Source organism: Brucella pseudogrignonensis (assembly GCF_031454375.1).
Classification (GTDB): domain Bacteria; phylum Pseudomonadota; class Alphaproteobacteria; order Rhizobiales; family Rhizobiaceae; genus Brucella; species Brucella pseudogrignonensis_A.
Genome location: NZ_JAVDQT010000006.1, coordinates 98625 through 121526, shown reverse-complemented (window position 1 = coordinate 121526; position 22902 = coordinate 98625). Strand labels below are relative to the sequence as shown.

Below are 22902 nucleotides of genomic sequence, written 5' to 3'. Positions count from 1 at the left end.
ATCATGGCTAAAACCTATAAAGCAGTAAAAATTTCCCGCGGTTCAAACGGCTGGGGCGGACCTCTGGTCATTCAACCGACCGAACAGCGCAACAAGATCGTGTCTGTTACTGGCGGTGGAATCCATCCGCTTGCACGACGGATCGCCGATCTCACTGGCGGTGAAGCTGTCGACGGCTTTCGTTCACCACCCATTGAAAGCGAAATGGCCGTTGTGGTTGTTGATTGCGGTGGAACAGCGCGTTGCGGCGTATATCCACGCAAGCGTATTCCGACCGTCAACCTCACGCCTGTCGGACAGTCTGGCCCATTGGCCCAGTTCATCACGGAAGACATTTATGTGTCGGGCGTGAAGCCGGAAGACATTATTCTTGCCGACGGTTCGGAAACTCCGGCACAGGCAGCATCAGCTGCAGCGTCAGAAGAAGAAACAGCTGAACCGGTTGATCTGCCAAGCGAAGGCGGCATTGTCGGCTTCATCAGCAGCATCGGCCGCGTTATGGGCCGCGTGGTTGGTATCTTCTTCCAGGCTGGTCGCCGTACTATCGATCAGGTTATCCGTAACGTACTGCCATTCATGGCGTTTGTTACGATGCTTATCGGTCTTATCCTATACACGGGTATCGGCGACATTCTTGCACAGCCACTCGGACCGCTCGCCAATAATATTGTTGGTCTGCTTATCTTGTCGGCAATCTGTGGCTTGCCATTCCTCTCACCAATTCTGGGACCGGGTGCGGTCATCGCGCAGGTGATTGGTGTGGCGATCATTGGGCCACAAATTGCCAACGGAACCATTGCGCCTGCGATGGCTCTGCCAGCACTGTTTGCTTACAATGCGCAGGTTGGTTGTGACTTCGTACCAGTTGGTCTGGCACTTGGAGAAGCAAAGCCAAAGACAATTGAAATTGGTGTTCCTGCTGTTCTTATCAGTCGCCAATTCATGGGACCGCTCTCGGTTCTGATTGCATGGCTTGTCAGCCTCGCAGTGCTTTAAAACTCCTGTCCTGCCGCAACCCTAATGCGGCAGGACAATCCCAAACATGACAATAGCGATGCTTTCAAACATCGAACAACATACCAGGAAAGGACCGCCTCTATGTCGATACACCTGAAAACGCGGATCACCGCGATCGGCCCGGAAGTTGCGGATCTCGCGGAGGGCGGCGTTCTTATTCTTTTTGCTGATGGCTCCCCGCCAGAACTGGCCGAAGTGTCAGTCATGCATATTGTGGAAGAAGGCCCGGAAGCCTCTGCGCCTGCAATTGGCGCTAAAATTGCCATTGGCTCGGTCACTGCAGAAATTACAGCCGTTGGCGAAAGTGCCTGGCAAAAAGTGCGTGAGATCGGACATGTCGTTATTTCTTTCACAGGCGCAACCTCAACTGATCGCCCGGGAGAAATCTGCGCCAGTGAAATAGCAGGCGAAGACCTTGTCGCGGCCCTGAAAGAAGGCCAGATTATCACCATCGGCGGCTGAGGGCTGATTGCTCTCTCATCTAAAATTATGTTCTAAAACAGACTATTGGAATGATTATCAAAGTCCCGGACGCTGGAATTGTTTCATCTGTTGATTTGAGGCTATAGACATGGAACGCTCGACAATCGTCCGGGTGCATGAAGGGCTGCATGCGCGCCCTGCCACGCGCTTCGTTAAACTGGCTAAAGGCTTTGAAAGCGATATTGAGATCGCCAAAGCCGGAAAAAGCGTCAGTGCAAAAAGCTCCGTCAAGCTGATGTTGCTTGGCGTGAAAGAGCTTGATGAAGTGACCGTTCGTGCCGATGGAGCGGATGCGATTGAAGCCATTGAAGCTTTGATCGGCTATCTGGAAAACCCGCAGGCAGGGATTGAAGAAGCCACTGCCACTGCCCCTTCACCCAAAGCGGAAGCTACACCTTCGACTGTGCCTCAACCCGCGCTTTCGATAGAATTGCCTGCCGGTCAGATTAAGGGCGTTGGAGCCAGTGAAGGTATTTCACTGGGCACGGCATTTCCGTTTTTTCCAGAAGAAATCAAGCCTTCGGGCAGACAACTCGCAGCATCGGAAATTGATGCGGAGATCGAACATTTCAAATCGGCAATCGCAACCGTGCAGCATCGCATGGATGCCTCGCTTGCAAGCGGCAATCTCGCCGATGCTGACCGTGGCATTATTGCAGCTTTGAAAGACATCGCAGCCGATGACAGCCTAACCGACGAAGCGCTTGGGCTTATCCGTGGCGGTCTTGATGCGATTTCGGCAATGCTTGCTGCTGCCTCAACCGTGGCCGGGCAATTTGCAGCACTCGATGATCCATATCTCAACGCACGCGCCGATGATGTTCATGCGGTCAGTCGCCAGATTTGTCTTGCGCTACTTGGCAAAGACGACATCAATCTGGAAGAACTCCCGGACGGTTCCGTTCTGATTGCCGAGGATATTGGTGCCTGGGATCTGGCGCGTGCACCACTCAAGAAAATCAAAGGCGTTGTCTGCGGACATGGTGGCGCAACATCGCATGTCGCTATCATCGCCCGCACGCATGGCATCCCCGCGGTTCTGGGTCTTGGCAGTGCTGTTCAACAGCTCAAGACTGCGAAAACCGTAGCAGTCGATGGAAGTTTTGGCATCGTTCACGCCGATCCGGACGAGGCTACCCGCACCGAGATCGAAGCGCGCATTGCCAAAGCTTTGCAGGACAAACAGGCATTGGATGCTTATCGCTCAATAACGCCGCGCCGTGCAGATGGAACGATTATCGAAGTCGCGGCCAATATGGGTGCGCTGGAAGAAATTGACATTGCGCTTGAATCTGGAGCCATGGGTGTTGGATTGTTCCGCACCGAACTTCTTTTCATGAAGCATATTCATCTGCCATCCGAAGATATGCAGACAGAAACTTATTCTGCGCTTTTGAAGGCTTTTGCGCCAAACCCGGTTATCGTTCGCACACTCGATATTGGTGGTGACAAGCCGATTGCAGGGATCGAGTTTCCTCAAGAGGAAAATCCGTTCCTCGGCTGGCGCGGCATTCGCATGTGTCTCGACCGCCCGGATATATTCAAGCCGCAGCTGCGTGCGCTTTTGCGTGCAGCGGTCAATGGCAATCTCAAAGTAATGTTGCCAATGATTTCAGATGTCGAAGAAATCCGGGCCACAAAGCGGCTGATCGCAGAATGTGCCGCCGAACTTAAGAATGAAGGCAAAGCCTACGCTGATGTCGATCTTGGTGTGATGATCGAAACTCCGGCAGCGGTTTTTGCGGCCAGAGAACTAGCAAAAGAGTCTGCCTTCTTCTCCATCGGCACCAATGATCTGACGCAATATGTGATGGCCGCTGACAGACTCAATCCGACCGTTGCGAAGCTCAATGATGTCAGTCACCCGGCGGTGATGGCTGCAATCGAGATGACGGCTAAAGCCGGCACCGAGGCAGGCATCATGGTTGGCATGTGTGGTGAAGCAGCAGGCAAGCCAGAACTGATTGGCGAGTTTATTCGTATGGGATTGACCGAACTCAGCATGAGCCCGGCATCCATTCCGCGTGCAAAAAAGCTGATCGCGGACATGTTCGCAAATTAAGCTTCATTTGCGATGCAAGCATTGAAACCCGGATCATGATCCGGGTTTTCTCTTATGGAAGATGCGCAAGCAGTGTCTGAAACAGGGCTTCGAGCTGCGATTGATTGCCGTTTTCTGCTGCCTGCATGAGGCGCTCCTGCCGCACATCCAATGCCAGAATAGCACTTTCCAAAGGATCAGTGCCCGCGAGATCAGCAGGTTTCAAAGTCATCAAACCACAGGCGAGACTGACGGCGGCAAAACAGGATATTTCAAACCGGCGCAAAGCCTGCGGATCGCAGTTACCCTCCATCGAAATAAACCGCACAGGTCTCTCCAAAAGCAGCTGCGTAAACATCGTAGAAATGACTTTTGCCGTCGCGGCTATTCTGTCCTCCTCAGCTTCTCCCGCAAACGCGTTTTTGAGCAACGCAGTGTGGTTCCGTACGAGCCTGTCATGAACTGTGACAAAGACCGCTTCCTGAATCAGGACATTCTGCAACTGGTGCCGTCGCAGTACCTCCTTGGTGAGATAATACATATCTTTGCGGAAAGCCCGCACACCCTCTGCCGATCCACCGAAGTAAATCGCAAGGCTCTTCACACGTGGCGTACCATTATGGACCTTTGGATCAGATGAAATTAGCGAGATCGAAATTGTTTCGGCGGTGGTCAGTGCTTTGTCCATAACGCTGGCCGCATGGCCCAGCAGCAGTTCGGGAGAAACAATTTGACCGGGACGCGATGAGGCCTGATCTGCACGCAAACTTTCATCACGATTGCGACGGATCATATATCGGACCTCACGCAGACGGTCCTTCAAATTGACTGCAATATCTTCTGAAATTATGCGTAACATATTCGTTTTCCTCACCGACGCCGCCATGATAACAGAATAGGCAATGCATAGGAATTATTGTTTGCGTTCACATGGAAAAGCAATAGTTTAACAAGAAGACCACAACTTCAATAACACTGTATTTTGCTATTAATTTGAGGGATAGTTTTGAAGAAAACCGGCAAGCAGACAAAGAAAAATGCTGACGCAACAGACCTCATTATTGGTTCGGAAGGTGTGGCTGCGGAAAATCGTACAAGCCGGCTGAGAACGCGCGCTGCATGGATGTATTACGTCGAGCAGATGACGCAAAATGACATTGCAGAAGCGCTTGGTGTTGGCCGTGTCACAATCGTTCGCCTTCTTGCTGATGCCCGTGCTCGCAACGAAGTCAAGATTACCATTGAAGGCAAACTGGCAAGCCTGACAGCGCTGGAAGTCGAGCTTGAAAAGACCTTCGGTTTAGAACGCGCCATTGTCGCGCCGCTATCATCCGCCGATATTGATCCGATTCCGCCAATCAGTGCAGCAACCGGCGCCTATCTTTCGGAAAAAGTGCAGCACGGCATGACAATTGGCGTGGGCTGGGGCCGAACGCTTTCCAGCACGCTTCAACATATCGGTGCGCGTCCGCTTAATGACTTGAAAGTTATCTCGCTGCTCGGCGGTATTGTGCAGCCACGGCGCTCGAACCCGCCGGAATTTGCATGGCAATTTGCGCAGATTTTTCAGGGCGAAGGCTATTTGATCCCCGCCCCTGCACTGGTTGACAGCAAAGAGACCCGGATAGCACTGATTGAGCGCTGCGGCTTAAACACAGTGCTTGATATGGCAGAGCAACTCGACATGGTGCTGCTCAGCGTCGGCGATATTCAGACAGCCAGTAGCACGTCTTATCGTGTGGGCCTGATTGATGAGCAGCAGAAAATATCGCTCATCGAAAACGGTGCCGTCGGCGACGTGCTGTTCCATTTCTATGACATAAACGGCAAGATCGTTGATGATCCGGTACATGATCGTGTCATGTCAGCCAAGATCGAGAGCCTTCAAAAAACGCCGCAGCGCATTCTGACATCCGGTGGCAAAGAAAAAATCGCAGCATTGCTTGGTGCCGTAGAGCTTCTGAAGCCCACGGTACTCATCACGGATGAGGAAAGTGCCGCGCAAATGCTGAAAGACAAAGCGGCAGCCCACTAAAGTCAGAAAGCGCATCGTTGTAAAACGATGCGCTTTTTGATTGCTCTAGGCCGGTATTAATTGGCGGCGGCTGCGCATTCTTTCAGGATTTGCAGCACAGCAGCCCGCTCTTCGATTTGTGGCATATGTCCACAACCTGCGAAGATATGGACACCCACTTTACCCGGCAGACCATGCGCGTGAGACGCGGGAATGACGCGATCTTCCGCACCGAAGATGAGCCGCACGGGCATGGCAAGCGATGCAATGCTTGAGCGCACTTCAAAGGTCTGTGTGCCATCAGCAAAGAACCGGGCACCAATGGCTTCTTGCGTATCGCGCAGCTCTGTATCAGCAGCCTGAGCAACCGTTGCATTGATAAACGGTTTTGTCAGATGGCTTTCATCAGCAACAAGAACTTTCAACCAGGGAACGATGCTGGCTTCGCTTTTTGCGCCGACAAGACCCGTTATAAATGCGCCATTGACCTGCGGGCCTAAACCACCCGACGAAATCAACAGCAGCGAGCGCACATCGACAACACCGCGGGCTGCCGTAACAGTCGCGACCGCACCACCGAGCGAATGCCCAACGAGCACGCAAGCTGATACGTTCAGCGATGCGAGCGTTGCTTCGACGCTTGCGGCAATGTCGTCAATGCTTGCAGGAACGGCACGTGGTGAATTGCCGTGTCCCGGAAGATCAAGTGCAAGGATCGGATGACCGAGCGACGCACCAGCAAACAATCCGCGCCACGAATTGAGATCCGCCGCATAACCGTGGATCAAAACGATCGGCAGGCGGCCTGCATCACCCTCACGCAACCACACGGCATGAAGCTGTCCCGGAACAATCGGTTCAGCAGCGTTTCTCACTGGCGGTTTAGCCGCAACCGCAGCAGCTACTGGCTTCGCAACGCTGATATTGCCTTCAACGTCTTTTTTCTGCACGCGGCCTTTCGGGCCTGAACCTTGAATGGACTTGAGGTCAATACCAGCTTCACGCGCAAGCCGACGTGCGAGCGGCGTTGCCCGCACATCATTGGCTGAACCCGGTTCAAAGTCCTGGGAGGATTTTGGTTCAGCCTGCTTTAAAGCCACCGGCTCGATAACAGCTTCTACGGGCGCAGCAGCAACTGGCTCTTCAACGACGGGTGTTGACTTGCCGTTACGCTCTTCACCTTCAGCATAAATCCAGGCGACAGCTTGACCGACGGGAACAACGGTCCCTTCCTCAGCAGTAATGTCTGCGATGATACCGGATGCTGGAGCATCGACTTCCATCGCTGCCTTGTCGGTTTCAATTTCAAAGAGAAGCTGGCCTTTCGTGACGGTATCGCCATCCTTGGCAAACCAACGCGAAATCTGCCCCGTCTCCATATCCATATCGACCTTGGGGAGAATGACTTCCACAGCCATGGTCAGCGCACTCCTTTGGCCAGATCACGAGCGCTTTTCAGGATATCAGGCACCTGCGGAACGGTCGCGCGTTCAAGATCAGGATTATAAGGAATTGGCGTTTCAGCTCCGCCCAGACGCACAATCGGTGCATCAAGGTAATCAAACGCGTCACTTTCCGCAACGATTGCAGAGATTTCAGCACCGATACCGAGCGTCTTGACCGCTTCATAAACGCAAAGAAGCTTCGACGTCTTCTTGACGCTCTTGATGATGGTTTCGCGATCAATTGGACGCACGGTGCGCAGATCAATCACTTCAACATCAATGCCTTCTTTGGCAAGTTCAGCGGCGGCTTCAAGCGACTTATGCACCATAATCGCTGTTGCAACGATTGTGAGATCGCGGCCTTCGCGAACCACTTCCGCCTTACCAATTGGCACGGTGTAGAAACCTTCAGGAACCGGACCCTTGGTCTTGTAAAGCAGCTTGTGCTCGAAAATCATCACCGGATCAGGATCTTCGACGGCTGCAAGCAACATTCCCTTGGCATCATAAGGTGTCGAAGGCTGCAAGACCTTGAGACCCGGCACATGGCCAAGCCATGCTTCAAGGCTCTGGCTGTGCTGTGCAGCAGCACCCGTTCCCGACCCAGCCGGAAAGCGCATGACCAGCGGCACAGAAACCGCACCACCAAGCATATAGCGAATTTTCGCTGCCTGATTGACGATCTGCTCCATGGCTAGGGCTGCAAAGTCAGAAAACTGGAATTCAAAAATCGGACGCATACCGGTCAGAGCTGCACCGACCGCAACACCTGCGCCACCCAGTTCTGAAATCGGCGTGTCCATAACCCGGTCCTCGCCAAAGCGATGCACCAGATCACCTGTCACCTGAAATGCGCCGCCATAGACGCCAATATCTTCACCCATCAGGAAAACGCGGTCGTCGCGTTCCATGGCAATCGCCATTGCTTCCTGAATGGCTTGCGAATAGCTCAACTCACGGATTGTGGTGTCCATGTTCAAATATCGTCCGTGTAAACGTCGCGGGTAAGGTTGGTAAGATCAGGCGCCGGGCTGTTCTTGGCGAATTCAATCGCATCGGCGATTTCCTTTTCCACCTCAGCACGAATGGCCTCGATCTCGGCGTCATTGATGAAGCCATAAGCTTTCAAGTCGGCCTCAAAATGCGCGATTGGATCGCGATCATTCTGCCAATGCTCAATTTCTTCCTTGGTGCGATAGCGGTTACGATCGCTCTTGGAATGACCACGAATGCGGTATGTTTTGTTTTCAATCAGCGTCGGGCCATCGCCGCGCCGTGCGCGCTCGCTGGCTTCGTTGACGGCCTCTGCTACTTCCGACAGATTGTTACCGTCTACGATCACACCCGGCATATTGTAGGCAGATGCGCGGTCAGCGACATTGGCAACTGCCGTCGAGCGCTTGGTCGATGTAGACATGCCGTAACCGTTGTTTTCACAGATAAAAACGACTGGCAGCTTCCAAACCGAGGCCATATTGAGCGCTTCATGAAACGCGCCCTCATTATTAGCACCGTCTCCAAAGAACGACACGACGACCTTGCCGTTTTTCTGCTTTTTGGCAGAAAGTGCAGCACCTACCGCAATCGGAATACCACCGCCGACAATGCCGTTTGCACCAAGATTTCCCTTGGAAACGTCAGCAATATGCATCGACCCGCCACGGCCTTTGCAATAGCCAGTTTCCTTGCCGAAAAACTCAGCAAACATACGTTTCACGTCTGCACCCTTGGCGATGCAATGACCATGACCACGATGGGTCGAGGTGATCATATCATCGTCGTTAAGAGGCAGGCACGATCCCATCGCGCTTGCTTCCTGTCCGATGGACAGATGCATTGTTCCGTGAATGAGACCACGCGTGTAGCTTTCTTCCGCGCCCTCTTCAAAGCGGCGGATCAGATACATTTTATGCAAGGCTTCTTTCAGCTGCTCTGGCGAATAAGTGCGAAAGGCATAAGGCAAGTTGTGACGGTCGCCCGTATCCTGCGGTTCGACTTTTTTGGCTTGAACCATGATGTTTTGTCCTCACGCTCCGTAAACGAGCTTGTCCTGACGTGCGCGCAGCTCGGCAATCTTGGAGCCGGGAGCTACAGCAGCGTTGTCGTAAGTGATCAGTTCGCCTTTTTTGATCGGCTTGGTCACGTTGCCACCCTGCAACAACCCGCATGGGATCGCATGCGCGCTTCTTGCCTCGCCGGAAGTCATGATCCATGCGCGGTAGCAATATTCGCCAATCGCATCGAGCTTTTCGCCCGGCTGCATGTCCTTCTTTGCAACGGCAGCCACTTCTGCGACCGGCTTTGAAAGCGGAACCATGTCAGGCTTGCCATAAAGAACAACACGGGCGCAGGTGAGCGGCACTTCAAGCGATGTCAGGTGATATGGGCGATGGAATGTGAAATATGGACCCTTGCCCATCTTCAGGTCTTCCATGCGCTCGGAAATACGCGGATGCGACATGTCGGCGACAACGAAAACGCCCGGCGCAACGCCTTTGCCGATAGAATAATCAACAACACCAACCTTTGACAGCACGCCACCATCCTTTTCAGGGATCAGCGTCTTGTTAAGCTGGTCAAGCGTCGCAGCTGGGCCGTGCATACCGGCTTTATCAGGCACAAGACCTGTCGCATTGGCAATGGCGGCCATTTCGACCATGGTTTTTGAACCATCGACGAACTCCACCAACATACGCACGTTCATGTTACGGCGCGTGGCTTCTTCCAGATATTGATCAGGAACTGCATCGATGTTGAGCGGATTGTTCTTGCCCTTGCCAGCAGCCACAATTGGGTGGCCCATGGCGGAGACGAACTCGATCAGCTCCATACAGGATGATGGCTCGTCACCAGCGCCCAGCGAATAGGTGACGCCAAGGCGCTCCGCTTCCGCTTTCAGGTAAGCGCCGATGGTGACATCGGCTTCAACATTCATCATGACCAGATGCTTGCCATGCTCCATGGCGCGCAGGCCGATCTCGGCACCAACAGCCGGAACGCCAGTCGCATCAATCACAACATCAATAAGATCATTTTCAAGGATAAGATTTGCGTTGTCGGTGACAGCAACCTTATGCGCTTCCATCGCGGCGGTCAGATCAGACGCAGTCGATACTTCGCGACCATGCCCTTCTTCCTGAAAAGCGATATCAACGGCCTTGAGAGCGTTAGGAACACGCAGTTCAGAGATAGCACCAACTTCGATACCCGGCATGTGCGCAACGCGCGTGACAATGTCGGTACCCATTTCGCCGGAGCCTATCAGCCCGATACGGATCGGTCGTCCGCTGTCCGCCCGCGCCTGCATATCGCGTGCCAAACCTGTCAACGCCACATTGGTTGCCATCGTTTCCTCCTGAACGTCTCTGCAATACGTTTGCAGTCTCCTCTGATATCCTATCGATTAATGAACATTTGTTTCTAAGTCAATACCAGTGTTCATTTTGATCTCACGCCAAGCCCGTTGAAATGCCATCTTGTTATTCAACTTTAGTTTGCTATAGAATACAAATGTTCTGCCGTTTCGCATAACTCATATTTTGAAGTGTCGACACGTAAGAGCTAACAATGGCGTTCTGTGAGCTCGATGCACGTTGGGAGTGCTTCGGGGGGAGGAGAAATAAATGGACGCGTTTCTGAGCGGACTAAAAACGGCAGTCGATACGCTTGGGGCAACGGTTCTGTTGCCTATCGTCATCTTCATTATAGCGGTGGTTCTTGGTGCCAAGGTGGGCAAAGCCTTCCGCGCTGCGATCACCATCGGTGTCGCTTTCATCGGTATTAATCTGGTTCTGGGCTTGATGTTCACCTCTATCGGTGAAGTCGCTCAGGCAATCGTCACCAACACAGGCATTAAGCGCGATATCGTGGATGTGGGCTGGCCTTCTGCTGCGGCAATCGCCTTTGGCTCGTCGGTGGGCCTATGGGTTATTCCGGTTGGTATCCTGGTCAACATCGCCCTTCTTCTGATGCGCTGGACGCGAACGCTGAATGTCGATGTGTGGAATTTCTGGCACTTTGCCTTCGTTGGCTCGCTGGTAGTGGCTGCAACCGATAATATCGCTTACGGTATTATTGTTGCAGCCCTTGTTGCAGCCCTATCTCTGCTCTTTGCAGATTGGTCGGCGCGCGCTGTGCAGCAGTTCTACGGCATTCCCGGCGTTTCCGTGCCACATCTGGCGTCCGCACAAATCCTGCCAATCGCGATTGTGCTCAATTGGATCATGGATCGCATTCCAGGCATCAACAAGATCAACATCAATACCGAAACCATCGAACGCCGCTTTGGGGTCTTTGGTGAGCCCGTTGTGATGGGCCTGATCATCGGTCTCGTGCTCGGACTTATCGCATTCTATAATGCGGGCGACTTCGGTACGGTGCTTGCCAAGGTACTTGGAACGGGCATGACACTGGCAGCTGTGATGCTGCTTCTGCCGCGCATGGTCAAAATTTTGATGGAAGGCCTGCTTCCGGTTTCTGATGCAGCGCAGGAATTTGTGCGTAAGCGCACAGGTGACCGCGAACTGCTCGTTGGTCTCGATTCGGCCATCCTGATTGGTCATCCGGCAGCAATCTCGTCGGCGCTCATTCTTGTGCCGATTGCGATTATCCTTTCTGTCATCCTGCCGGGCAACCGCGTGATCCTGTTTGCCGATCTTGCGGTTATCCCGTTCATCGTCGCCATGACGGCTCCGCTTCTGAAAGGAAACGTATTCCGTATGGTCGTGGTCGGCACCATCACTTTGGCAATTGGCTTCTATGTTGCCAATGCGCTTGCTCCGCTCTTTACCAGTGCAGCGGTGTCGTCTGGCTTCAAGCTGCCTGAAAATGCCTTGCAGATTACTTCGGTGGTTGATGGGTTCCTATGGGTTCCTGATATTATCATCAAAACAATCAGCTGGCTTGGTGGTACGGTTGGCGTGGCAGTCATTGCAGCTGTTATCGCCCTGCTGTTCATTCTCTATCGCCGCAACACACTCGCTTGGGAACGTGCGGCGGGCGCAGAAGATGAGCCTGCTGAAGAAAAGATTGCCTGATACTGGCAATTAATTCTGCACTATAATCAAAGCCGCACGTCAGTTTCGACGTGCGGTCTTTTCCAAATGGAGTATGGAATGGCTGCTGGTCTGCTTGATTATCTCGACCCACAAGCGATTGAGCTTCAAAGCGAAGCAAAAACCAACGAAGAAATTATCCGCATTTTAGCAGGCAAGCTCGAAAAGCTCGGTTATGTAAAGCCAAGCTATGCTGATGCCGTCATTGCACGCGAATTATCAATGCCAACCGGATTGCCGCTTGAGCGCGACGATAATGTTGCCGTGCCGCATACTGATCCTGAGCACGTAATCAAAGCTGGTGTGGCGTTTGCAACACTGAAATCACCTGTCAACTTTGCCAATATGGAAGACCCGGAAGAAACAGTTCCGGTTGGCTATGTCTTTCTGCTTGCTATCGACGACAAAGACAAACAGATTGAGACCTTGCAGCAGATTATGACGACCATTCAGGACGCTGATGCACTCGACCGATTGAAAGCAGCGCGCACTTTAGAAGACGTTCGATCCGCTCTTTGATAAAATGCCAATGCGATGCATAGGTAATAATTACGGGCTGAACTAATAAACAGAATACGCATTTGTGCACCGTGAAGGTGCATGAGCCTAGTTGGAGGAAATCATGGCTAAAATAAAAACAATTCTCTTCGCATGCGGCACAGGAGTAGCAACATCTACTGCAGTGAATGCGGCTGTCACCGAAGAAATGAAAAAGCGTGGCCTGACTTTCAACGCTCAGCAGGCGAAAGCAACCGAAGTTCCTTCTCTGGCAGACAACGTGGATTTTATCGTCTCCACGACACCAATTTCAGCTTCGGTAACGAAGACGGTTATCAAAGGCCTGCCATTTCTGACTGGCATCGGCAAAGACAAGGCATTTGACGATATCGAAGCAGAATTGCGCAAATAATCAGTTGGTTCTGCCTCATACGAAACAAAGATAAATCTGCGAAAATTGCATAATTATCGCCTCCACGACGGTTCGTTGTGGAGGCGATAATTAATTATAGATAGCGGCGGGGATTGGCTGCCAGATAAAATGTGTTGATCAGCGTATTGATATCAAACACAGGCAAGCCGGATTCTTCCGCAACAAATGACGAAAACGGGCACATGTTGGTGCATTCAAACAAGATAGCGCCGGGATTTTCACAGCTCGCCATGAATGCACGTGTCATTTCCAGCATTTCTTCCTTCAACACATCCGTATCAAGATAATCACGGCCTTCGATATAGGTCTGCGGAAACTCAGCGTTTTCCTTCATACCCTGCACCTGAACAGGGATCACTTCTGACGACCAGCCAACACCCTTGAAGTGAGCGTCATTCATGTGGTGTGCGCGCTCGGTGAACACACCAATGACCTTGCCTGGAGCCAGCATCGCATGGATAATCGGTGCTTGCATCAGGGCAGATGTAAAGACAGGAATATTCACCGCTGCCGCAATGTCTTTTTGGAATGGCCCCAGAAAACCGCAGCTTGTGGTGATGGCGCGTACACCTTCTGCTTCAAGCTCTCGCGCAGCTTCGATAAAGGGTTCAATGAGTTTTGGATCCGGGTTGTTGCCCATGATGCGCGTGGCATGCGCACCTTTCACCGTCTTGTAGCGAACGGGAAAATCATACGATAGCGCATTGCCGATATCGCCAGCCGGACGCGGGAAAATTGTGTCCAGCATCAACACACCAATCTGCTGACCATAATTGGTGAAGCCACCTTTGAGCATCATTGTTTTATTCCTTTGTATTCAGAAAATTAGTGGCCGAAACGTGCGGGCGAGAAGTCACGAGCGCGTTCAGAGGCGACATTGTTGATTGCGTCGAGAACCATGTCTGCGGTTTTGGGAGCCGCTGCGATCCCGATATGACCATGACCAAAAGCCGTAATAATTCCTGGATGGCGCGTAAGTTTTCCAATCACCGGAACACCATCAGATGGCGAAGGGCGATGGCCCATCCAAAGCTTGAGATGCTGTAAATCCTGCTTGGCTAGATTGGGGTAAGTCGCCAACGCGTGTTTCAGCAAAACTTCGGAACGCCTCCAGTCTGGTGCCTTCTCAACGGTTGCGAGTTCAACCTGCCCGGACAAGCGCAGCCCCATATTGGTTGGCGTGTTCCCCATCCGACCAGTGCTCGGCATGATCGGAATATCGAAGGGAAGCTCTTTCATCGGCAAAGTTACGTGATAGCCGCGCTCGCTTTGCATTGGCACATGCATGCCAAGATCATTCATGATGCGGCCAGAATGAATACCTGCGGCAAGCACGATATGATCAGCAGCAAGGCTTTCATTGTTGTCCAGGACAACGCGCGGAGACAAACCTGCAAGCACGCGCACGACATTTTTTCGTATAAACTGAACGCCGGATTTTTCAGCTTGTGCTGCGATACCCGCAACATATCTGCCAGTATCAAGACAATGCGCGCCTTCCGTTACATGAATGGCAAAACGATAGTTATTTCCGAGCGCAGGAATGCGCTCGCGCAGTTCCGTTTCCTCCCATTCGTCGAACAGGATGCCGTTATCGCGGCGTAGCTGCCAGCTCAGTGATTCAGCTTCAAAGGCCATGCGATCGGGATAGGCATAAAGCAAACCCTTCTGCACAATGAGATGTTCTTGCCCCGTCTTATGCGCCAGCTCCAGATGCCGTTTCGGTCCATCATTGAGCAACCAGTTCAGTTTAGCAGCAGTCTTCGTCACGCGTGATTTTGTGGCGCCGGCAAACAGGAAACGCGCAAGCCATGGCATGAGCCTTGGGAGGGATTTCCAGTCCAGCGTAAGCGGGCCATTGCGATCCAGCAGAAAGCCCGGCACCTGCCGCCAGAGGCCCGGCATACTCATGGGAATGATAGAAGCGGGACTGATCCAGCCACCATTGCCATAGCTTGCACTTTGTTCGCCGCCCGGTTCTGAGCCGTCGCACAGCGTTACCTTCAGGCCAGCCTCGGCAAGCCGCAAAGCGATTGTGGAGCCGATAATGCCAGCCCCAACGACAATAACATTGCCTGTCATGACATCTATCCGTTCTGCGCGTGCGCTTATGCCAGGCCGCCATGGAAATGGCTTAAGAACTCGCGGGTTGCAGCTTCGCGTGGCTCATTGATCATCTGACGAGCATCGCCTGTTTCAACGACATAACCGTCCTGCATGAAGATGACTTTGTCAGCAACATCCCGTGCAAAAGCCATTTCATGAGTTACGAGGATCATCGTCATGCCCTGCTCTGCCAGTTGTCGGATGACGGCAAGAACTTCGCCGACCAGCGCCGGATCTAGAGCCGACGTCGCCTCATCGAATAGCATCACATCGGGACGCATCGCGAGCGCTCTTGCAATTGCCACACGCTGTTTCTGTCCACCTGAAAGCTGCTCCGGTCTGGCATCCGCACGTGCTGCGAGCCCCACCTTTTCCAGTAATTCCATTGCCAACTGGCGAGCTGCTTTTTTATCCTGCTTCAGAACGGTGACAGGCCCGACCATGACGTTATCGATCACGCTCATATGCGGGAACAGATTGAAGTTCTGAAACACCATGCCCGTATTGGCGCGAAACGCAGCGAGATATTTATCCTTCAGCGATACGTTTCCTGAAGAAAAATCAATCTTCTGATCGCCTATTGCAACATAGCCTGCATCCGGTAGCGAGAGCAGATTTAGGCTGCGCAGCAGTGTGGATTTGCCAGAGCCGCTTGGTCCAATCAGCGCAACCACCTGGCCACGCTCGACGGTGAGGCTAATGTTGCGCAGCACTTCGATGTCACCAAAAGACTTCTTAAGCCCACGTACTTCGATCATCGGTTCAGTATTCATGGCTTATCTCCACAAGGCTTGCTTGCTTCATTCGATACGTCATTTCAGCTTGCCTTCCAGCCCATGAGCGAGGCGTGTGAGAGGGAAGAGAACTGCGAGATAAAGCACTGCAATCAAGGTGTAGGTTTCAAGCGGACGGTAAGTCGCCGATGTCACAAGCTGGCCCTGGTATAGGAGATCGGGTACTGCAAGGACCGATAAAAGCGATGTGTTTTTCAGCTGAAGTACAGACTGGTTGACCAGCGGTGGCACCATGCGGCGGAGTGCTTGCGGCAGAATAATCTTGCCCATCAATTGACCGCGGCGCATACCGATAGCGCGTCCGGCATCCCACTGCCCTGCATCGATGGAAACAATGCCGCCGCGGATGATTTCCGCGTAAAATGCAGCACCATAAAACGTCAGCGTAAGAAAAGCCGCCATGGCTGGCGAGATTTCAAGGCCGATCAGCATGGGGAGCGCATAGTAGCACCAGACAAGCTGCACCAGCACCGGCGTACAACGGAATATTTCTACAACCGTCATAATAGGCACGGTGATAATCTTATTACCGGAAAGTCTGCCGAGAGCGAAAATTGTGCCAACCAAGATGCCGGAAATAACCGTTATAATTGTGAAACCGACAGTGTAGGCCAGACCTTGGGCAAATAATCCCCGATATTGCCACAGGCCGGAAAAGTCCCATTGATAGTCCATTAATTCACTCTTTCTGACATCCCGGCAAAGGCACGGGAGGACGTTGAGCTGAACAGCCAGTGCCCAAGCGACAGAATATCGAACACCGGCACGCCACAGGCTTTTGCGACCGCTTGTGCGAATGGCGGCATGTTCGTACACTCGAGCACTACGGCACCAAGATCTGGTTCTTGTGACTGCAATCGCTGCGCCGCGTGGATGATTTCAGCTTCGAGGGCAGAGCGGTCGTAAATCCCACTGCCTTCGATTAATTCACGAAATGCGCCGCCGTCTGGCATGCCGATCCGTGGTGTGTTGATGTCGGCACCGCAAGCCAGGAAGATTGCCTCATCAAGGCTCGCTTCATCATAGGTGATCACACCGACTTTGCGTGTCTGACCAACCAGTGCTTTCACCATCGGCAATTGCAGCAAGCTGGACGTTGCCATCGGCACCGATAGTCTCTCACTTAAAACACTTTGATGCCGCGCCATGAAACCGCAAGACGTGACCAGCGCATTGCACCCTTCAATGATCAAAGCATTGCCAGCCTCAACAAAGTCTTCGATCAATCCAGCGCCTCGTTGACGGATTATCTTATCGGCTGACGCTCCAACGACCTTCCTGAACCGCACAGACATATCCCATGATGCCGGATTTCCGACGTCTCCGGGCGGCCTTGGAAAGTCGGTGTCAAGCATGATGACACCGAGTGTTTTCTGCTCGAACTGCATGATGGTTGACGCGTCAGAATTTCAGCGTTGGTGGCAGATCAGATGGCTGCACGCCGACAAGTGAAAGACTGCTGACGATCCACTCATTGACCTTTCCGTCCTCACGACGCTTCTTGAGCCAAACGTCAACGTAGTCGCGGAATTCGCCCTTCTCGTCTTTGCGCACGCCAATCGTGGTCGGCTGGCTATCCAATGGCTCTGGAACAAACACTTTAAATTTGTCGCCCAGCTTATGCGCTGTCACTACAGACATCAGTGCGACCTGAACGATTGCATCGGCCCGACCCGATTGCAGGGCGATAACGGTTTCATCCGCACCTTTAAGCGCAACCAGCGTGCAATTGGGCAATGTTTTACGGGCAAAAAGATCCTGCGTGGAACCAAGATCAACCGTGACGCGAATTTCCGGCTTATTCAGCTCTTCCCACGTTTTAACATCGCGGTCTTTGTTGGTGATGACAGTGAAGACATTGTCCATCATCGCTTCAGTAAAATCGACGGTCTTCGCGCGTTCAGGATTATTGCTCAGTGCGAACATGATATCGATTTTGCCACTCTGAAGATCCATAACGGAATTGCCCCAGGTGGTTTCGACCATTTCCAGCGGGACTCCAATATTTTCAGCCAAATCCCTGCCCATCGAAACGCAGAAACCATCCCATTCGCCGGTTGCAAGATTTTTCTGATAATAAGGCGGGGTGCCGTTAAAAACGCCGATGCGCAATGCACCCCGATCTTTGATCGCTTTAAGCGTCGCGCCTTCTTCAACGGCCCATGAAAGACTAGGTGCCAGCATCACTGCTGTGCCACCCAAAAGCGTTGTCTGGATAAATTTACGTCTGTTCATTGTTGTTTCCCTCTTTTTTGACCGAGCATTCCGTCGAACATTATTGGGCGCTTGAATGCGCCAGGCTGCTTTCTCTATTAAACTTATTGGAAAGTACCACCGAGTAACTAACGTTCTCGATCTCTTCTATCTGTGCCAGCTCTTCAATCAAAGCTTCCAGATCCTCAAGAAAGCCAACATGAACGCGACACATAATATTGGCCGGCCCACTGATCGCATCGGCAGTCAGGATTTCCGGGTAAGCACGCAATGTCGCAAACAGACGTTGCGCGATACGTTGCGCAGCCGTGATAAACAAATAGGCGGAAATGCTGTTATCGTCTGTTGCCCGACGAACGATCGCGCGATAGCCCAATATGACACCGCGTCGTTCCAGACGGCCAATGCGCTCTTGAACGCTTGATCGGGCAAGACCCACGCGCCGCGCCAGTTCACTTGCAGGAAGCCGTGCATTCTCTTCCAGGATACTGACCAGATTTCGGTCGATGCTATCACCGTAGTCCATCGTGTTCCCTTATCTTTATTTTTAATGAGAATGCGGCTCTTTCTCATCAAATAAAAGCATTGAAAATTGGATTAGTCATGACTTAAACTCATGATGAAATTTTGAGGAAACCCGATGCGCCGTTTTCTTCCCTCCCTCTCCGCACTGCATGCTTTCGATGCATCTGTGCGTTATCTCAGTTTCACGCGGGCCTCCGAAAACTTAGGCATGACGCAAAGCGGCGTTAGCCGTCAGATTCAAAACCTTGAATCTTTTCTGGGGCTTAAGCTTTTCGAGCGTGCAGGGCCGCGACTGGTTTTAACGGAAGAAGGGCAAAGCTATTACGAAGAAGTCTCGCGCATCCTCGCAAAGCTTGAAGAAGTGTCGATGGATGCGGTGCGCGGCTATAAAACGCAAAGCCTGCTCAAAGTTGGCCTACCACCAACACTGATGCGCAAATGGGCGCCGGGCATTATCAGCACCTTCGCGAGATCGCATCCGCAAATATGGTTTGAAGTGTTTCCCTGCTCCCATGATCTCGACTGGAGCAAATCCGACCTTGATCTCGCGGTTCTGCGTGGTATCGGCAACTGGGCGAATGTCCGCAGCCACTTGCTTTTCGATGAAGAACTGGTCGTGATTGGCTCGCCCGACGTTGTGCCCGAGAATGGGCTGAACGGAGACGTAGAACTGCTCGATTTTCCACTGATCCAGAATTCAAACAGGCCGAGCCTATGGCTGCACTGGCTGCGTGGCGCGGGTATTCATTATAACAAGCGCATCTTTGGACCACGCCTTCCAACGCATGACATCATTATCGAATGCGCTGTTGCGGGGATGGGGCTTGCGATAGCGCCCAAAATTTTCGTGCAGGACGAATTGCGCTCCGGAAAGCTCAAGCTGGCGCTCGATCGTGTTCAGACATCAGGAGAAAGCTATTTTCTGTGCTCTGCACAAGCGCGCCAAGGATCGAAAAACGTCCGCCTGTTTCGCGACTGGTTCATCGCAGAAGCAAAACGCCACAGACATCAAGTGCCTGTGGCGTGAGGTGCTCAGATATAAGAGCGTTCAACGGGCTTTAAGTTGAGCGGGTCTTCACCGCGTTTTAAAAGCCACGAATAAACGGGCGGAACACGGTCAGCGATCGATTCAACATGAATATCAATAAAGCACGGGCCATCTTTCCAGGCGAATGCCTCGGACATAGCGGCATCCAGCTGATCTGCTGTTTTGGCGGTCCATGCTTTCAGACCATACGCTTCGGCAATCGCCTGTCCTTTTGGTGCCAGAAAATCAACACCGAAACATTGATTATGCCCTTTCAGGCGATGAAGGCCTTTGATCCAGCCGAACGTTCCGTTGTTAAACAAGATCAGAAGTGCAGGCACCTGCAATCGCACCAACGTTTCCAATTCACCCACTGTCATCCCAAAGGAACCATCGCCAAACATTCCGATTGGTCGCTTATCGGGGTCAGCACGCCACGCACCAACCGTTGCTGGCAAAGCCGAACCTAAACCACCAAAAGCACGCGGAATAGCAAAGCGCGTTTCACGATCATTGATCTTCAGGAAGCGCGTCATATAGGGCGTTGGCGTACCAGCATCTGAATAGATCAATGCTGGCTGGCCTGACTGACTCAGCGCCTCGTTAAACGAGCGCACAACACGTTCAGGGCGCAAAGGCACCCGTTCATCGCTCAAGGCTTCTTCAGCATGCTCCCAGAATGTGCGGCGATGCGCATTCAGTTCTTCAATCCAACTGTCATGCCTTTTAGGCTCGTCTTTTTGCTCAATCTGCAACAATTCATCCAGAACCAGCAATGCATCGCCTTGAATAGAAAGCAGGTTCTCATAATTATTGGCCATAATTTCGGGCGAAATATCAATCTGAGCAAGACGACGGTTGAGAGTGATTTTGGGGAAAGTCCAACCAATCGTTACCACAGAACCAATCCGCGATCCGACAAACAATGTAAAATCGGAATGCTCCAGCGCCCAGTTTGCATGAGGGTGATAACCATTGTCACCGATCACACCGATCGCGAGACGGTGGTCATCGTCAATCGCACCCTGCCCTGTCATGGTGGTGCACATTGGAATATCAAAACGCTCGGCGAGTTTGGTAATAAGTCCTCCGGCATGGGCACGGTTGACACCACCACCCGCGACGATCAATGGGCGCTCAGCCTTTGCAATAAGTTCGAGAAGTTCATCGAGTTTTTGCTTTGGCGGCAGTGTGGGGAAGGCAGGAAAGGTCTTGCACTCTTCTTCAACATGAAGCGAGATGCGTGCAGGATCGACTTCGGCCAGCAACATATCCTCTGGAATTTGCAGATGCACTGCACCCGGCTTGCCAGAACAGGCAACACGGAAGGCACGGCGAATGATTTCAGGTAACTTATCGGCAGATTTCACCTGCACTGAGAGCTTCGTCACTGGCTCGAACAGTTTGGCACAATCAAGCTCCGTTAGAACACCACGACCTTCGCCCGGCAACGGAATATCAATCGTCAAAAGGATGACCGGAACGGATGAACCGTTTGATTCAGCGACAGGTGGCAACGAATACATGGCGCCCGCGCCCGACGGACACTCAAACACACCCGGCTTGTTAGAAAAGCGACCATAGGCATCGGCCATATAACCAGCAGAGCGTTCATCGCGCGCCATGATATGGCGGATTTCGCCCTCGCGCTGCTGCAATGCTTCGTAGAGAGGCACATTGGTATCGCCGGGCACTCCGAAGATTGTCTCGACACCGTAACCAATCAACATTTGCACCAAAATATCCGCGCCGCGCATTCCATTACTCCTTCAGAATCTGATGAAGTAAGAATAAACGCGATATTTTTCGGGAAGGACCGGCGGATCGACGGCTGAATGATTGCTATACCTGCGAAACGCAGGTCAGTGAATGTTAATTGCTGCTCCTTCCCCAGACAGCGCCCGAATAGATATAAAGAAGGAGGTAAGCGAGAGAATGGGACGGCCACTCAGCCGCCCCGTATTTCTGGTTATATAATATATTCAGCTAACGCTTTTTGCCGTCTTCTGCCGATTTTACGCGTTGCAGCTCCGTCATTTGTAATAAAATAGATGTAATGGAAAGCATCTGCGCGACCGCTCATCAGACATACGTCGTGACGTTCCCATTCAAGCTGCATCATATCAAGAAGCCGCTCGAACATATCAGATGCTGTTGCCGACCAAAAGCTTACTGCCCCACCCTGCCTTAAAGCCTCTATGGCAACCGATAGACCGTCTTGCGCGTAGATAGCATCATTATCTTTTCTGACCAGAAAATCCGGCCCATTATCCGTATCCATCAAAATCATGTCGAACTGTGAGCGGCTACCAATCAATGTCTGCATCACATCACCAACAACGACTTCAACCCGAGTGTCGTTAAGTGGATAATTTGTAAGATGCCCGATGCGGTGCCGGTTCCATTCAACTATTGCAGGAACAAATTCGCACACAGTGACCTTTGTATATTCCGGCAAAACGTCGAGTGCGGCTCTTAACGTAAAGCCCATTCCAAGGCCGCCAATCAGAACATTTTGCGGTGAATGATTTAGTATTCTTAGTGAACGTTCAGCAAGAACGGTTTCTGACCGAACGTTTATATTCGACATAAGTTCGAGCCCATTAAAACGGATCTCGTAAATATCATCTCGCCTGCGCAATAGTATCTCGTCGCCAGCAATGTTACTGGTGCGAGCAATCTCAGTCCAAATAGCCATGATAAATCCCAACCATGGAACTACCTTTAAAAAGGTAGAACTTTGATAATTTTGGGTGATTGGATTTTCTGGGGTCGCTGCGCCTAAAGGAACAGCAACCCAATGGCATCGTCAGACCGGGCGTCCATCATCAGTGGGAAGGCCGACTGGCTATTCGATATAGCGATGTAAAATCGACGAATATGAAATTTTGTTGCCATGAGCCTAAGAACAATTGAACTTCTGGTGAATGGTTACTCGTAGGAAATAACAGCACCGATTGCAATGTCTGACGTGATATCGCCAGAAAAGAGAAACGTCTGCAACTTAAGCCGTTAAATTTAGCCAGGAAAGCCTCCAGAGGGTAACAACCGGACTTCGGAATGGGAAACAGGCGACAGCTAACCGCCCTATGCTAAACTGATCATCATCAAGCATCTTTTTTACATGCTCACGTCTATAGGCCTTAAGCAACATCACCTTCCAGGCAAGCTGTTAGTACGTGATGATGACGCAAAATCGTCTGGAAGTTACGCAGCATAGCTAACTTGATAATTGCGCTGATGGCATCCAT

22 protein-coding genes are annotated in these 22902 nt (G+C 52.0%); 8 read left to right on the top strand and 14 right to left on the bottom strand.

The annotated features are described in order from the left end of the window. Nucleotides 1-3 precede the first annotated feature (3 nt). The 3 genes from srlE (at nucleotide 4) to ptsP (ending at nucleotide 3562) form a co-directional block, all read left to right on the top strand. A complete protein-coding gene (gene srlE, locus J2782_RS16665; protein ID WP_310014610.1) occupies nucleotides 4-996 on the top strand; it encodes a PTS glucitol/sorbitol transporter subunit IIB in 993 nt (330 codons plus the stop codon). 102 nt (nucleotides 997-1098) lie between these two features. Next, complete coding sequence (locus J2782_RS16660) at nucleotides 1099-1479, top strand: PTS glucitol/sorbitol transporter subunit IIA (protein ID WP_310014608.1); 381 nt, start codon at nucleotides 1099-1101, stop codon at nucleotides 1477-1479. Nucleotides 1480-1588: 109 nt separating this feature from the next. Continuing rightward, entirely contained in the window at nucleotides 1589-3562 is a 1974-nt protein-coding gene (ptsP, locus tag J2782_RS16655) for a phosphoenolpyruvate--protein phosphotransferase (protein ID WP_310014606.1), read from the top strand. Nucleotides 3563-3614: 52 nt separating this feature from the next. Here ptsP and J2782_RS16650 read toward each other — a convergent pair whose 3' ends face one another. Beyond that, a complete protein-coding gene (locus tag J2782_RS16650; RefSeq protein WP_310014603.1) occupies nucleotides 3615-4400 on the bottom strand; it encodes a hypothetical protein in 786 nt (261 codons plus the stop codon). A gap of 147 nt (nucleotides 4401-4547) precedes the next feature. Here J2782_RS16650 and J2782_RS16645 point away from each other — a divergent pair, with 147 nt between their 5' ends. Then, nucleotides 4548-5576 (top strand): sugar-binding transcriptional regulator, encoded by a 1029-nt coding sequence (locus J2782_RS16645; protein WP_310014601.1) that lies wholly within the window; start codon nucleotides 4548-4550, stop codon nucleotides 5574-5576. Nucleotides 5577-5632: 56 nt separating this feature from the next. On the opposite strand, the gene J2782_RS16640 is transcribed toward J2782_RS16645, so the two are convergent. The 4 genes from J2782_RS16640 to J2782_RS16625 are packed head-to-tail and all read right to left on the bottom strand — an operon-like array spanning nucleotide 5633 to nucleotide 10346. Further along, a complete protein-coding gene (locus tag J2782_RS16640; RefSeq protein WP_310014598.1) occupies nucleotides 5633-6973 on the bottom strand; it encodes an acetoin dehydrogenase dihydrolipoyllysine-residue acetyltransferase subunit in 1341 nt (446 codons plus the stop codon). A 2-nt stretch (nucleotides 6974-6975) separates the two neighbouring features. Then, on the bottom strand, nucleotides 6976-7974 hold the full coding sequence (locus J2782_RS16635) for an alpha-ketoacid dehydrogenase subunit beta (RefSeq protein ID WP_310014596.1): 999 nt from the start codon (nucleotides 7972-7974) through the stop codon (nucleotides 6976-6978). Nucleotides 7975-7976: 2 nt separating this feature from the next. Then, the gene (locus tag J2782_RS16630; protein ID WP_310014594.1) at nucleotides 7977-9014 is read right to left on the bottom strand and encodes a thiamine pyrophosphate-dependent dehydrogenase E1 component subunit alpha; all 1038 of its coding nucleotides are present in this window, start codon (nucleotides 9012-9014) and stop codon (nucleotides 7977-7979) included. Between the two features lie 12 nt (nucleotides 9015-9026). Further along, the gene (locus J2782_RS16625) at nucleotides 9027-10346 is read right to left on the bottom strand and encodes an NAD(P)H-dependent oxidoreductase (protein ID WP_310014592.1); all 1320 of its coding nucleotides are present in this window, start codon (nucleotides 10344-10346) and stop codon (nucleotides 9027-9029) included. Between the two features lie 277 nt (nucleotides 10347-10623). On the opposite strand from J2782_RS16625, the gene J2782_RS16620 reads away from it, so the two are divergent. The 3 genes from J2782_RS16620 to J2782_RS16610 all read left to right on the top strand — a co-directional run bounded on the left by J2782_RS16620 (nucleotide 10624) and on the right by J2782_RS16610 (nucleotide 12964). After that, on the top strand, nucleotides 10624-12036 hold the full coding sequence (locus J2782_RS16620) for a PTS galactitol transporter subunit IIC (RefSeq protein ID WP_310014590.1): 1413 nt from the start codon (nucleotides 10624-10626) through the stop codon (nucleotides 12034-12036). A 78-nt stretch (nucleotides 12037-12114) separates the two neighbouring features. Next, on the top strand, nucleotides 12115-12573 hold the full coding sequence (locus tag J2782_RS16615; RefSeq protein WP_310014587.1) for a PTS sugar transporter subunit IIA: 459 nt from the start codon (nucleotides 12115-12117) through the stop codon (nucleotides 12571-12573). A gap of 103 nt (nucleotides 12574-12676) precedes the next feature. Beyond that, nucleotides 12677-12964, top strand: coding sequence for a PTS sugar transporter subunit IIB (locus tag J2782_RS16610; protein ID WP_310014585.1), 288 nt, complete (start codon nucleotides 12677-12679; stop codon nucleotides 12962-12964). Between the two features lie 94 nt (nucleotides 12965-13058). Here the strand turns inward: J2782_RS16610 and J2782_RS16605 are convergent, their stop codons facing one another. From J2782_RS16605 to J2782_RS16575, 7 genes are read right to left on the bottom strand one after another with little or no spacing between them, the layout of a single operon-like run. After that, entirely contained in the window at nucleotides 13059-13784 is a 726-nt protein-coding gene (locus J2782_RS16605; RefSeq protein WP_310014582.1) for an aspartate/glutamate racemase family protein, read from the bottom strand. Nucleotides 13785-13810: 26 nt separating this feature from the next. After that, on the bottom strand, nucleotides 13811-15067 hold the full coding sequence (locus J2782_RS16600) for an NAD(P)/FAD-dependent oxidoreductase (RefSeq protein WP_310014580.1): 1257 nt from the start codon (nucleotides 15065-15067) through the stop codon (nucleotides 13811-13813). Between the two features lie 26 nt (nucleotides 15068-15093). After that, entirely contained in the window at nucleotides 15094-15864 is a 771-nt protein-coding gene (locus tag J2782_RS16595; RefSeq protein WP_310014578.1) for an amino acid ABC transporter ATP-binding protein, read from the bottom strand. A 39-nt stretch (nucleotides 15865-15903) separates the two neighbouring features. Further along, the gene (locus J2782_RS16590; RefSeq protein WP_310014576.1) at nucleotides 15904-16560 is read right to left on the bottom strand and encodes an amino acid ABC transporter permease; all 657 of its coding nucleotides are present in this window, start codon (nucleotides 16558-16560) and stop codon (nucleotides 15904-15906) included. Next, a complete protein-coding gene (locus tag J2782_RS16585; protein WP_310014574.1) occupies nucleotides 16560-17273 on the bottom strand; it encodes an aspartate/glutamate racemase family protein in 714 nt (237 codons plus the stop codon). The genes J2782_RS16590 and J2782_RS16585 overlap by 1 nt, the downstream gene beginning before the upstream one ends. 13 nt (nucleotides 17274-17286) lie before the next feature. Next, complete coding sequence (locus tag J2782_RS16580; protein ID WP_310014572.1) at nucleotides 17287-18120, bottom strand: transporter substrate-binding domain-containing protein; 834 nt, start codon at nucleotides 18118-18120, stop codon at nucleotides 17287-17289. A gap of 40 nt (nucleotides 18121-18160) precedes the next feature. Beyond that, on the bottom strand, nucleotides 18161-18625 hold the full coding sequence (locus tag J2782_RS16575) for an Lrp/AsnC family transcriptional regulator (RefSeq protein WP_094507580.1): 465 nt from the start codon (nucleotides 18623-18625) through the stop codon (nucleotides 18161-18163). Nucleotides 18626-18739: 114 nt separating this feature from the next. Here J2782_RS16575 and J2782_RS16570 point away from each other — a divergent pair, with 114 nt between their 5' ends. Then, nucleotides 18740-19651 carry a LysR substrate-binding domain-containing protein gene (locus tag J2782_RS16570; RefSeq protein ID WP_310014569.1) on the top strand — a complete coding sequence of 304 codons (912 nt, stop codon included), beginning with the start codon at nucleotides 18740-18742 and terminating at the stop codon, nucleotides 19649-19651. A 5-nt stretch (nucleotides 19652-19656) separates the two neighbouring features. Here the strand turns inward: J2782_RS16570 and J2782_RS16565 are convergent, their stop codons facing one another. Next, entirely contained in the window at nucleotides 19657-21408 is a 1752-nt protein-coding gene (locus J2782_RS16565) for a thiamine pyrophosphate-binding protein (protein WP_310014566.1), read from the bottom strand. 212 nt (nucleotides 21409-21620) lie between these two features. Next, the gene (locus J2782_RS16560; protein ID WP_310014564.1) at nucleotides 21621-22349 is read right to left on the bottom strand and encodes a spermine/spermidine synthase domain-containing protein; all 729 of its coding nucleotides are present in this window, start codon (nucleotides 22347-22349) and stop codon (nucleotides 21621-21623) included. Nucleotides 22350-22902 lie beyond the last annotated feature (553 nt).